Here is a 12018-nt window from a genome sequence, read left to right on the forward strand (position 1 = left end):
CCGAATGATGCTGATAAACTAACAAGAAACTTTCCTTAATAAAACGCCCGTTAGCCGATCGTGACGAGAGGGGAAACGCCGATGCGTCGAGACCCGGGAACCCCTCGGCTGTTGCGTCGGCTGAACGACCGGGCGGCGCTCGAACTGCTCATCGGAGACGGCCCTCTCACCCGCGCCGAGCTCGGCGAGCGGACCGGCCTGTCCAAGGTCACCGCAGGTCAGCTCCTCGTCAGGCTCGAAGAGCGGGGGCTCGTCGAGGTCACGGGGGAACGGGCCGGCGGCAGGGGGCCCCACGCCGCTCTGTACGCCGTGGTGCCCTCCTGCGCGTACGTCGCCGGGCTCGAGGTCCTGCCCGACAGCCTCAGGGTCGGTGTGGCGGACATCACAGGCCGGACCGTGGTCGAGATCACGCTCAACCCCTCCGACGGCCGCGATCCCGTCGAGGCGGTGCACGCGGCCGTGCGGCGGGCCTGCGAGGCGGCCGGCATCAGCCTGTCCCGGCTGCGTTCCTTCGTCATCGGCACCAGAGGTGTGGTCGACCCGGTCAGCGGGGACGTGCGCTGGTCGTACGACCTGCCGGACTGGCACGTCGGCGTGCTGGCCAGCCTGCGCGAGACCCTCGGCACCTCGGTGACGATCGAGAACGACGTCAACCTCGTCGCCCTCGCCGAGCACAAGTACGGAGAAGCCGCCGGGCACGACGACTTCGTGGTGATCTGGGCGGGCGTCGGACAGGGACTCGGCGTCATGCTGGGCGGCAGGCTGCACCGCGGCATCGCCGGGGGAGCGGGCGAGATCGGCTGGCTGCCGGTGCCGGGCGAGCCGCTGCCCAGCGACGTCTCCCAGCCGCAGTCGGGCTCGTACCAGCGCCTGGTGGGCCACGACGCCCTGCGCGGGCTGGCCGAGCGGCGCGGGCTGACCGGGAACACCGTGGCCGACCTGGTGCGCAGTGGCGACGAGGGCTATCTGGACGAGGTGGCGCTCCGGCTGGCCGTGGGTGCGGCCGCCGTGACCGTCGTGCTCGACCCCGGGCTGATCGTCCTGAGCGGTGACGTCGGCAGGGCCGGCGGCGCGCGGCTGGCCGCCAAGGTGCAGGAGGCGGTGGCGCGCGTGTGCCCGAGCCGGCCCACCGTGGTCACCACCGGGGTCGCCGGCAACCCCGTGTTGCGCGGGGCCCTGGTGGCGGCTCTGGATCAGGCCCGGGAACAGGTTTTCTCCGACACTGTGTGAGAATTTCTGCCCATGTGGCAGTCCCCGAACGATGTCGTGCTCATCTCGGACCCCCGTGTCGCCTCCGTCCCGGTGCGGGAATGCGGCGAACCGCTGGCTGACGTACGCGGGCGGCTGCGCGTGGACACGCGCATGGCCGACGACGACGGTGCGTACGCCCACCTGCGCTCCGGCCTGCTCGACCGCCTGGAGAAGGCGGAGACCCTGCTGCCCGACGGCTATCACCTGCTGATCGTCGAGGGTTACCGTCCGATCGCGACGCAGCGGCGGATCTTCGACGGGTACCGGGCGGAGCTGCAGGCGGCATTCCCCGACATGTCGCCCGACGAGTCCTATGTCGCGGCGAGTCGTTATGTCTCACCCGTCGAGGTCGCCCCCCACACCGCCGGCGCCGCCGTCGACCTGACCCTGTGCTCCCCCAAGGGCGCCGAACATGACATGGGCACGCAGGTCAACGACAACCCCGAGCAGAGCGAAGGCGCCTGCTACACCGCCGCCCCCAACATCTCCGACGACGCCCGCGCCCACCGCAAGCTCCTGGCCGCCGCACTGGAGCCGGTCGGCCTGGTCAACTACCCCACGGAGTGGTGGCACTGGTCCTACGGTGACCGCTACTGGGCCATGGCCACACACGCCCCTTACGCCCTCTACGGACCCATCTGACAAGCACCTGCCGGACGGGTTTCCCCCAGGGCACGGTACGGGCACAACTTCGTACGGAGACTTTTGGACTCCCCAACGAGGTGTGGGCATGGTTCCGTTGATCGGGATCGAAGAGGAATACCTCGTCGTCGATCCCCGCACCCGCCACGTGGCTCCCCGAGCGGCCGAAGTCCTGGCCGCGGCCACGGACGTGCTGGACGTGGTGCAAGAAATCACCCGATTCCAGGTGGAGGCGCGCACGCCGCCGTCCGCCGACCTGAGCGAGCTGGGCTCGCAACTGCGCACCGTGCGCAAGGAGGTGGCGGACGCGGCCCGCAGGTGCGGGCTGGCCGTCGTCGCGAGCGGCATCCCCGTCCTGGGCAACGTCATGCAGCCGCCGCTCACCGACGACGACCGATACCTCCAGGGCAGGGTGCTCTACCGCGCGCTACAGGACGAGATCAGCATCTGCGCCCTGCACGTCCACGTGGACGTGCCCGACGAGGAGCACGCCGTCTACGTCGGCAACCACCTGCGGCCATGGTTGCCGACGCTGATCGCGCTGGCCGCCAACTCGCCGTTCTTCGTGGGACGCGACACCGGCTACGCGTCGTGGCGGGTGATCAGCTGGGGCCGCTGGCCGGTCTCCGGCGCACCCCCCTACTTCCCGTCGTACCGCGACTACGAGCTGGCGCTGCGCTCGCTGGCGGAGTCGGGCGCGCTGCTCGACGCCAAGACCGTCTACTGGGACGCCCGCCCGTCGCCCCAGCTGCCGACCGTGGAGATCAGGGTGGCCGACGTGCCCCTCGACGTGGCCGACAGCCTCACCCTGATCGGGCTCATCCGCGCCCTGGTCGTGACCTCTCTGGAGGCCGTCCGGCGCGGTGACAGGGGGTTGCCGGTGCCCACCGAGGTGCTGCGCGCCGCCTACTGGCGGGCCGCCCGCGACGGGCTGCTGGGCGACAGCATGGACGTGCGGCACGGCACGCTCGTCCCCGCCCCGGTGATGGCCGGTCGCCTCCTGGAGCACGTACGCCCGGCGCTGACCGAGGCGGGTGACCTGACGTTCGTGCAGGAGGGCCTGGACCGGCTGCTGCGCCAGGGCTCGGGAGCCATGCGCCAGCGCCGGGTGCATTCCCGGGGCAACGACCTTGCCGAGGTGGTGGACGACCTGATCGAGGCGACGGTCGCGTAGTCATGGTCGCGTGGCCCAGTTCGAATAGACGTCGTACGTGGCGGTGTCGCACTGCGCCTGCGGGAGCGCCCGCCGCTGTGGCACCGGGCGCTGTATCGCCTGTTCCACAAGCGCCTTCCCCACACCTACCGCCGGTTGGCGCGCGACGACCTGCTCGGTTCGCGCTACCCGCCGCGGCAGTGTGCGACGTGGCTCCTCGCGACATCACCTCTGTGGGCCTTCAGCTCATGCCCGTCGAGCCGGCCCGCACGCCGTCAGCGACGAGGGCGCTTCCCGTCGGTCAGGCACCTCACCGGCCGACGGCGTAGCCCTGCGCGCCCCGAGGGTTGGCGGCGGCCCTGAGGAAGGCGCCGTCACGGGCGACCGCGCTGAGCCTGCCGAGCGACCACGGGCCCTGCTCCTCCACCTCGTGCCCGCGCCGCCGCAACTCGGCGACGACGCCCGGGTCCAGGCGGTCCTCCACGTGCAGGACGCCGGGGCGCGAGCCGCGCGGGAAGAACGAGCTGGGGAAGTGCTCGGTGTGGAACATGGGCGCGTCGATGGCCTCCTGAAGGTTCAGCCCGCCGTGAACGACGGACAGGAAGAAGTTCGGGCTCCACTGGTCCTGCTGGTCGCCGCCCGGCGTGCCGAAGGCGAGCCACGGCCGGCCGTCCCTGAGCGCGAACGACGGCGACAGCGTGGTACGCGGCCGCGTACCGGGACGCAGCGACGCCGGCAGGCCCTCCTGCAGCCAGAACATCTGCGCCCGCGTGCCCAGGCAGAAGCCCAGCGCGGGAATGGTGGGCGAGCTCTGCAGCCAGCCGCCGCTGGGCGTGGCCGAGACCATGTTGCCGTGCCGGTCGACCACGTCGACGTGGCAGGTGTCGCCCCTGACCGTGCCGTCGGCGGAGGTCACCTCCACGCCGCCCGCGCTCTTGGCGACCGTGGGCTCGCCGACCCCCTGCGGGGCGCGGGCGCCGGAGACGCCGGGCGCGCTGCTGGAGATGCCGGGTGCGGGGAGGTCGGGCAGCCTGGGCGTCCGCCCGCCGGGGGAACCGGGCCGCAGGTCCATGCTGGCCCCCGGACCGACGAGGGCGCGCCGCTCGGCGTTGTACGCCTCGCTCAGCAGGTCCGACATGGGTACGCCGGCGTCGCCGTACCAGGCCTCGCGGTCGGCGAAGGCCAGCTTGGCGACCTCGGTGACCGTGTGCACGTAGTCGGCGCTCAGGTAGCCCATCGCGTCCAGGTCGAACCCGGACAACAGGGCGAGCTGCTGCAGGAACACCGGGCCCTGTCCCCACGGCCCCGTCTTGCACACGGTGTGCCCGCGGTAGTCGAAGCTCACGGGATCCTCGACCGAGGGCTCCCAGCCCGCCAGGTCGTCGCCGGTCAGCAGCCCGCCGTGCACTTCGCCGGAGCTGTCGCGCCAGGCCGTCTTGGTGCTGAACTCGGCGATCGCCTCGGCGACGAAGCCCTCGTACCAGGCCTTCCTCGCAGCGGCGAGCTGCCCCTCGCGGGTGCTCGACGCCGCCTCGGCCTCCGCGACCAGCCGCCGGTACGTCGCGGCCAGCACCGGGTTGGCCAGCTTCGAGCCCGGCGCGGGCGCGGCGCCGCCGGGTAGCCAGGTCGCCGCCGACGTCGGCCAGTCGTCGGTGAACAGCCCCGCGACCGACTCGATCGTGGCGGAGATCCGGTCCAGCACCGGCACGCCGTGCTCGGCGTAGTGGATCGCGGGGGCCAGCACGTCGGCCAGCGACCAGGTGCCCCAGCGCTCCAGCATGAGCATCCAGCCGCCGAACGCCCCGGGCACGGTCGCCGCCAGCAGCCCCGTGCCGGGCACCACGTCCAGGCCGACCCCGGTGTAGTGCTCGATCGTGGCCGCGGCCGGCGCCACGCCCTGGCCGCACACCACCGACACCTTCTGGTCGGCCTCACTCCACAGAAGGATCGGCACCTCGCCGCCCGGGCCGTTCAGATGCGGCTCGGCGACCTGTAGCACGAACCCCGCGGCCACGGCCGCGTCGAAGGCGTTGCCGCCGCGTTCCAGCACGCTCATGCCGGCGGCGGAGGCCAGCCAGTGGGTGCTGGCGACCATGCCGAAGTCGCCGGACAGCTCAGGCCTGGTGGTGAACAAACCATTCTCCTTCAACGATGAGCGGCCGCGTCGGGGATGCGGTCCGCCGTGATGAGGTGACACGCGGCCGGATGCCCGTTGCTCCGCGTGTCGGTCAAGGGGGGCTCGTCGGTGCGGCAGGCGTCGTACGCCAGCGGGCACCGCGTGTGGAAGCGGCATCCCGAGGGCGGGTCGACCGGGCTCGGCACGTCGGCGCCGAGCACGATCCTGCGCCGCTCACGCTGCCGCACCGGATCGGCGACCGGGGCCGCCGACAACAGCGCCTGCGTGTACGGATGCCGCGGCGCCGCGAAGATCTCGGCCTTCGGACCCGACTCCACGATCTTGCCCAGGTACATGACGGCGATCCGGTCGGCCAGGAACTCCACGACCGACAGGTCATGTGTGATGAACAGGCACGAGAAGCCCATGTCCCGCTGCAGGTCGGTGATCAGGTTGAGCACGGAGGCCTGTACGGACACGTCCAGCGCCGACACCGGCTCGTCGGCCACCACCAGCTTCGGCTCCAGGATGAGCGCCCTGGCCAGCCCCACCCGCTGGCGCTGCCCGCCGGACAACTCGTGCGGGAACCGCGAGCGCATCTCCGGCCGCAGCCCCACCTTCTCCAGCATGGCCGAGACCCGCTCCGAGACGCCCCGGCGGTCGGCCACCTTGTGCCGCAGCAGCGGCTCGCCGACGATCTGCTCGATCGTGAAGCGCGGGTTGAGCGAGGAGAAGGGGTCCTGGAAGACCATGTGCATGTCCCTGCGCAGCGGGCGCATGGCCCGGCGCGACAGGCGGGTGATGTCGCGGCCGGCCAGCTCGATCGTGCCCGCGGTCGGGTCGGTCAGGCGCAGCACGCACTTGCCGACCGTGGACTTGCCGCTGCCGGACTCACCGACCAGGCCGAGCACCTCGCCGTGGGCGATCTCCAGTGACAGCCCGTCCACGGCGCGCACCTGGCCGTAGTGCTTGACCAGGTTGTCGATGCGCAGGATCACGACTGACCTCCAGGGTGGAAGCAGGCCGCCAGATGGCCTTCCGCCTGGCGTACGAGCTGGGGCCGTGACAGACGGCAGTCGGTCTGGACACGCGGGCAGCGGTCGTGGAAGGCGCACTCGTCGGGGTCGGACAGCGGCGAGGGGACCATGCCGGGGATCTCCGCCAGCCGGCCGCCGACCGCCGCCGTCGGCAGGGCCTTCATCAACCCCAGTGTGTACGGGTGCCGCGGGTTCGCGAACAGCTCGGTCACCGTGGCCTGCTCCACGGCACGGCCCGCGTACATGACGACGGCCCGGTCGGCGATGTCGGCCACCACGCCCAGGTCGTGCGTGATCAGGATGATCGCCGTGCCGAGCCGGTCCCGCAGGTCGCGGAACACGTCCAGCACGCCCGCCTGGATCGTCACGTCGAGCGCCGTGGTCGGCTCGTCGGCGATCAGCACGCGGGGCGAGCAGGCCACCGCGATCGCGATCATCACGCGCTGCCGCATGCCTCCTGACAGCTGGTGCGGATATTCCTTCATCCTGCGCGCCGGCGCCGGGATGCCGACCAGCTCCAGCAGCGCGAGCGCGCGCTCGCCGGCCGCCCGCCGCGACAGGCCCTCGTGCCGGCGCAGCACCTCGGTGATCTGGTAGCCGACGCTGAACGACGGATTGAGCGAGGTCATCGGCTCCTGGAAGACGACCGAGACGTCCTTGCCGCGTACGTGCCGCATGTCCGGCTCGGGCAGCGTGGTCAGTTCGCGGCCGTCCAGCGTCACCGAGCCGGACAAGCGGGTCGTGTCGGGCGGCAGCAGCCGGGGCACCGACATCGCGGTGACCGACTTGCCGCAGCCGGACTCGCCGCACAACGCCAGGATCTCGCCCTCGTCCAGGGTGAGAGAGATGTTCCTGACCGCCTGCACCAGGCCGTCCTCGGTGTCGAACCCGACGGTCAGGTCGGTGATCTCCAGCAGGCTCATCGGCCGCTCCTCGGGTCCAGTACGTCGCGCAGCCCGTCGCCGAGCAGGTTGAAGCCGAGCGTGGCCAGCGCGATCATCAGCCCTGGCCAGATGGCCAGCCACGGCGCGTCGCTGAGGTACTGCTGCGCGGTCGTCAGCATCACGCCCCACGAGGGGGTCGGCGGCTGCACGCCGAGCCCGAGGAACGACAGCGTGGACTCGCCGATGATGGCCGTCGGGATCGCCACCGTGGCCTGCACGATCAGCGGGCTGGCGCAGTTGGGCAGCACGTACCTGAGGATGATGTGCCCGTCGCCGGCGCCGTCGGCGACGGCCGCGGCCACGTAGTCCATCTCCCTGACCGCCAGCACCTCGCCCCGGGTGATGCGGATGACGGCGGGCAACTGGGCGAAGCCCAGCGCCAGCACCACGCCCTTCAGCGACGGCCCGATGATCGCCGCCAGGCCCACCGCGAAGACCAGGAAGGGGAAGGCCAGCGTCACGTCCACCAGCCGCATCACGACCGGGTCGAGCCAGCGCCGGTAGAAGCCGGCGACCAGCCCGATCGGGATGCCCACGGCCATCGCGAGCAGGGTGGACAGCACCCCGGCCTGGAGCGACACCTGTGCGCCGTGCGCGATCCTGGCGAACGCGTCCCTGCCCAGGTCGTCGGTGCCCATCAGGTGCGCGGGCGACGGAGGGGCCAGCGTGGCCAGGTAGTCCTGCGCGGCCGGGTCGCCGACGACCAGCGGCCCCGCCAGGGCCAGCAGGACGAAGCCCACGACCAGCACCAGCCCGGCCATCGGCATCGGCCGCCGCCGGAACCGCCGCCACAACCTGCGCCTGCGGGCGGCCCTGCCCGCGGCGACGGCATGCTCAGTCATGAGAGCCCCCCGACAGCCTGATGCGCGGGTTGAGGAAGGCGTAGGCGATGTCGACCAGCAGGTTGACGACGACGTAGCCGATCACGGTGATCAGGACGACGGCCTGGATGACCGGGTAGTTCCTGGTCAGCACCGCGTCCACCGTCAGCTTGCCGAACCCGGGGATCACGAAGATCTGCTCGGTCACCACGGCGCCGCTGATGAGGGCGCCGAGCTGCAGGCCGAGCACGGTGATGACGGTCGTCAGGCTGTTGCGCAGCGCGTGCGCGCCCACCACCTTCGCCTCCGACAGGCCCTTGGACCGCGCGGTCCTGACGTAGTCCGCCGACAGCGCGCCCAGCATGGCCGAGCGGGTCTGCCGCATCAGGATGGCCGCGAAGCCGGTGCCGAGCACGAGGGCGGGCAGGATCATGCGCTGCAGGTTCTCGCCCGGGTCCTGGGTGAACGGCACGTAGCCCGAGGCGGGCAGCACCTGCCAGGTGACCGCGAACAGCAGGATGGCGAGCAGGCCCAGCCAGAAGTGCGGCACCGACAACCCGGCCAGGCCGAACCCCGTGGCGACGTAGTCGGCGACCTTGCCTCGGCGCACCGCCGCCACGATGCCGGCGCCCACGCCGATGACGATCGCGACCAGCATCGCCAGGGCCGACAACTCCAGCGTCACCGGCAGCCGCTCGGCGATGATGTCGATCACCGGGAGCTGGTCCTGCGTGGAGCGGCCGAAATTGCCGGTCAGGGTCTGGCCGATGTAGTCGACGTACTGTGCGGGCAGCGGCTTGTCCAGGCCGAACTCCTGCCGGATGGCCTCGACCACCTCGGGCGAGGCCTCCTGCCCCGCCATGACGGTGGCCGGGTCGCCGGGCAGCGCCCTGATCCCCAGGAAGATCAGAACGCTGCCCAGGAACATGACGATCACCGCGGACCCGCAGCGCCGGAGGATGAACCAGAGCATCAGGAGGTGAACCCGGCGGTGGCGAAGCGCGGGAGGCCGTCCTTGAAGTACCGGACCCCGGCGACGTCCTTGTGTGTGCCCAGGTAGTACTTGTTGTGGTAGAGGTACACGATTCCGCGCAGTTCGGCCAGCTTCTTCGTGGCGCTGCTGTAGAGCTCGGTCCGCTTGGCGGTGTCCGATTCGGCGGCCGCCTCCTTGACCGGGTCGTCGATGCCCGGGTCGGACATGCCGCTGTAGTTGTTGGCGCCGCCGGTGGTGACCATGCCGGTGAGGTTGCCGTCCGGGTCCACCCGGCCCGACCAGCCGACCAGCATGGCGTCGAAGTCGCCGGCCTTGCCCTGTTCCAGGTTGCTGACGAACTCGCCCGTCTTCACGCTCACCTCGAAGCCCGCCTCCTTGGCCATCTGCTGGATGACCTGCGCCAGGCGGATGTTGGTGGCGTCGTTGGGCGTGTTGAGGCTCACGGGGACCGGCGTCGGCACGCCGGAGGCCTGCACGAGCTGCTTGGCCTTGGCGACGTCGCGCTTCGAGCACTGCGGGTCCTGCGTCCGGTAGGGGCTGTCCAGCGGCAAGGGGGAGCAGTCGGCCTCGTACAGGCCGTTGTAGACGGTCTTGTTGATCACCTCGCGGTCGAGGGACAGCTCGAACGCCTCCCGCAGTTGCGGGCTCTTGCCCAGTGCCGTGTCCACCGGGCCGGACTTCTCCGTGGCCCCGTTGGCGTTGCCGATGTTGATCGTGACGCCGTAGTAGCCGAGGCCGCCCCCCGCCACGACCTTCAGGTTGGGGTCGGCCTGCACACCCTTGACCGTGGTGGTGGCGAGCTGGTCGGCCACGTGCACGTCGCCGGACTTCAGGTTCGCCGCCCGTACGTTGGGGTCGATGATGATCTTGTAGACGAGCTTGTCGAGCTTGACCTTGGCGGCGTCGTAGTAGTCGGGCGCCTTCTCCAGCACGATCTCGCTGCCGGACGTACGGCCGGCGAACTGGAACGGCCCCACGCACACCGGGCTCGCGCCGAAGCTGTCGCCCGCCTCGTCCAGCGCCTTGGGCGACATGATCATGCCGGCGCGGTCGGCGAGCTGCGAGGTCAGCGGGGTGAACGCCTGCGACAGCGTGAGCTTGACCGTGGCGGGGTCGACCACGGTGACCTTGTCGACCGGGGCGAGGTCGGCCTTGCGAGCGGACTTCTTCCAGGTGCGGTGCCGGTCGAGCGACTTCTTGACCGCCTCGGCGTCGAACGGCGTACCGTCGTTGAACTTCACGCCTTCACGCAGCTTGATCGTCACCTCCTTGCCGTCGTCGGAGACCTCCGGCAGCGCTGCGGCCAACTGGGGCACGAGAGCGGAGGCGGCGTCGATGTCGTAGAGCTTCTCGCACATGTTCGCGAAGACCTCGCGTCCCACCAGGGTGGTCGCGGAGCTCGGGTCGAGTGCGTCGGGGTCGGCGTTGAGCGCGATGTTGAGCGTGCCGCCAGCCTTGACCGGCCGGTTGTCGGTGGTGGCGTCGGCGATGGAAGGAGGTGCGGCGGGTGTGCCGGTGGATCCGCCTCCGCCGCAGCCCGCCAGGGCCACGGGGAGGACGGCGAGCGCCGCGACGAGCCTGGGGGACGGTCTCATGGGGCCTCCGTAGGAACGTTTAGGAGACTGTATACAAGACCTGACATTTCATAAGTGTTTCATAACGCTGTGTTGTTATCTGACCGTTTTCCAATCGTTCGGGTGTTTCCTAGTACGGCCCACGGCCACCAGGAACGATCTTCGTGCCGCGGCGACGTGCGCGATCGCCCTGGCCTGCGCCTCGTCCTCGTCGCCGGCGGCGATGGCTTCGTACATGCTCAGGTGTTCCGACCACGAATGCGGGCCCCGGGCGGCGGCGGTCTGGCTGAAGACCCACTGCGCCCGCAGCAACATCGGCTTCATCATCAAGCTCAGGTAGGAGTTGCCCGCCGCCTCGCCCACGGCCAGATGAAAGGCGGTGTTGAGGTCGGCCACCTGCTCAAGGCGCCCGCCGTCCACCGCCTCCCTGGCCCGGTCGAGCACCTGCCGCAGCCGCTCGGCGGAGGACGGGCTGCGCTTGCGCGCCGCCAGCCGGGCCGCGAGCCCCTCGATCGCCATGCGCACGTCGAAGAGCTCCTCACCCTCCTCCGCGGACAGGCGCGCGACCGTGGCGCCGAGTCGGGGGACGACCTCGATGAAGCCCTCGGCGGCCAGCACCCGGATGGACTCGCGCACCGGGTTGCGCGAGACGCCGAGCGCGCCGGCCAGCCGGTCCTCGACCAGCCGTTCACCCTGGGCGAGCTCGCCGGAGAGGATACGGCGCCGCAGTTCCCTGGTGACCTCGTCGCGTAAGGTCCGGTGGGTCGCGCCCAGCGTCAATTCAGTCATATGACGACTTATCGTATACAGCCCGGTCTTTATGGCCCGGCGACCGCCGCGGCGCGGCGCTTCGCGCGCAGGTGAGCCACAGGCCCGTGCCGTACATCGCCGCCCCGATCAGCATCATCATCACCACGACGGTCGGCCGGCGCAGCCCGGACGGCATGTACGTCGCCGGGAACCACGAGTGCTCCAGCATCCCGTTGCCGACGAAGACACCACGGCCATTCAGATCCGCGAGAACCCATTTATCGCGCCCGGAGTACGGGCCACCCCACCCCGGAACGCGATCAGGCACGGCTTCCGAGCCGCGATCGCATCAGGCGCGCAGACGCAGCCCGCGAGGTGTCGGATGGAAACCGGCCGCCTCGAGCGCCGCCGCCAGCGGGGAGTCGACGATGGAGCCCCCGTCGGCCCGCTCCACGGTCAGCTTGCCCAGCGCGCCGTCGCGTACGGCCAGTGCCAGGGCGTCGACGGCCGGCTGCAGGCGTTCGTCGTCGGAGAACGACAGCAGCGTCTTGCCGCCTCGCTCGACGTACAGCACCAGATGGCCGTCCACCAGGACCACCAGGGACCCGGCCTTCCTGCCCGGTTTGTGCCCGACGTCGCCGGGATGCTGGGGCCAGGGGAGCGCGGCGCCGTACGGGTTGGCCGGGTCGGCGGCGGCCAGCACCACGGCCCGCCGCCCGGCGTCCCCGGATCGCCC

Annotated in this window: 12 protein-coding genes; 3 read left to right on the forward strand and 9 right to left on the reverse strand. The window is 71.0% G+C overall.

Features of this window, described 5'->3' with window-relative positions; translation table 11 throughout:
- Positions 1-81: 81 nt before the first annotated feature.
- The 3 genes from E1267_RS17280 to E1267_RS17290 all read left to right on the forward strand — a co-directional run bounded on the left by E1267_RS17280 (position 82) and on the right by E1267_RS17290 (position 3067).
- Positions 82-1230, forward strand: a complete 1149-nt coding sequence (locus tag E1267_RS17280) for an ROK family transcriptional regulator (protein WP_132333597.1) — start codon at positions 82-84, stop codon at positions 1228-1230.
- A gap of 12 nt (positions 1231-1242) precedes the next feature.
- On the forward strand, positions 1243-1893 hold the full coding sequence (locus E1267_RS17285) for a M15 family metallopeptidase (protein WP_132333598.1): 651 nt from the start codon (positions 1243-1245) through the stop codon (positions 1891-1893).
- An 88-nt stretch (positions 1894-1981) separates the two neighbouring features.
- On the forward strand, positions 1982-3067 hold the full coding sequence (locus E1267_RS17290) for a carboxylate-amine ligase (RefSeq protein WP_132333599.1): 1086 nt from the start codon (positions 1982-1984) through the stop codon (positions 3065-3067).
- A 289-nt stretch (positions 3068-3356) separates the two neighbouring features.
- Here the strand turns inward: E1267_RS17290 and E1267_RS17295 are convergent, their stop codons facing one another.
- The 9 genes from E1267_RS17295 to E1267_RS17335 all read right to left on the reverse strand — a co-directional run.
- Positions 3357-5141 (reverse strand): gamma-glutamyltransferase family protein, encoded by a 1785-nt coding sequence (locus E1267_RS17295; protein ID WP_220449527.1) that lies wholly within the window; start codon positions 5139-5141, stop codon positions 3357-3359.
- Between the two features lie 50 nt (positions 5142-5191).
- Complete coding sequence (locus E1267_RS46415) at positions 5192-6160, reverse strand: ABC transporter ATP-binding protein (RefSeq protein WP_246063977.1); 969 nt, start codon at positions 6158-6160, stop codon at positions 5192-5194.
- Complete coding sequence (locus E1267_RS46420; RefSeq protein WP_132333601.1) at positions 6157-7122, reverse strand: ABC transporter ATP-binding protein; 966 nt, start codon at positions 7120-7122, stop codon at positions 6157-6159. The genes E1267_RS46415 and E1267_RS46420 overlap by 4 nt, the downstream gene beginning before the upstream one ends.
- Positions 7119-7985 carry an ABC transporter permease gene (locus tag E1267_RS17310; protein WP_132333602.1) on the reverse strand — a complete coding sequence of 289 codons (867 nt, stop codon included), beginning with the start codon at positions 7983-7985 and terminating at the stop codon, positions 7119-7121. The genes E1267_RS46420 and E1267_RS17310 overlap by 4 nt, the downstream gene beginning before the upstream one ends.
- Positions 7978-8937, reverse strand: a complete 960-nt coding sequence (locus tag E1267_RS17315) for an ABC transporter permease (protein WP_132333603.1) — start codon at positions 8935-8937, stop codon at positions 7978-7980. The genes E1267_RS17310 and E1267_RS17315 overlap by 8 nt, the downstream gene beginning before the upstream one ends.
- On the reverse strand, positions 8937-10553 hold the full coding sequence (locus E1267_RS17320; protein ID WP_132333604.1) for an ABC transporter substrate-binding protein: 1617 nt from the start codon (positions 10551-10553) through the stop codon (positions 8937-8939). The genes E1267_RS17315 and E1267_RS17320 overlap by 1 nt, the downstream gene beginning before the upstream one ends.
- Before the next feature lie 75 nt (positions 10554-10628).
- Positions 10629-11321, reverse strand: coding sequence for a GntR family transcriptional regulator (locus E1267_RS17325; RefSeq protein WP_132333605.1), 693 nt, complete (start codon positions 11319-11321; stop codon positions 10629-10631).
- Entirely contained in the window at positions 11314-11610 is a 297-nt protein-coding gene (locus E1267_RS17330; RefSeq protein ID WP_132333606.1) for a hypothetical protein, read from the reverse strand. Before E1267_RS17330 ends, E1267_RS17325 begins: the two co-directional genes overlap by 8 nt.
- Positions 11611-11631: 21 nt before the next feature.
- Positions 11632-12018 (reverse strand): hypothetical protein (locus E1267_RS17335; RefSeq protein WP_425465082.1); only part of this gene is annotated, 387 nt, incomplete at its 5' end.

This window comes from Nonomuraea longispora (assembly GCF_004348345.1).
Taxonomy (GTDB): domain Bacteria; phylum Actinomycetota; class Actinomycetes; order Streptosporangiales; family Streptosporangiaceae; genus Nonomuraea; species Nonomuraea longispora.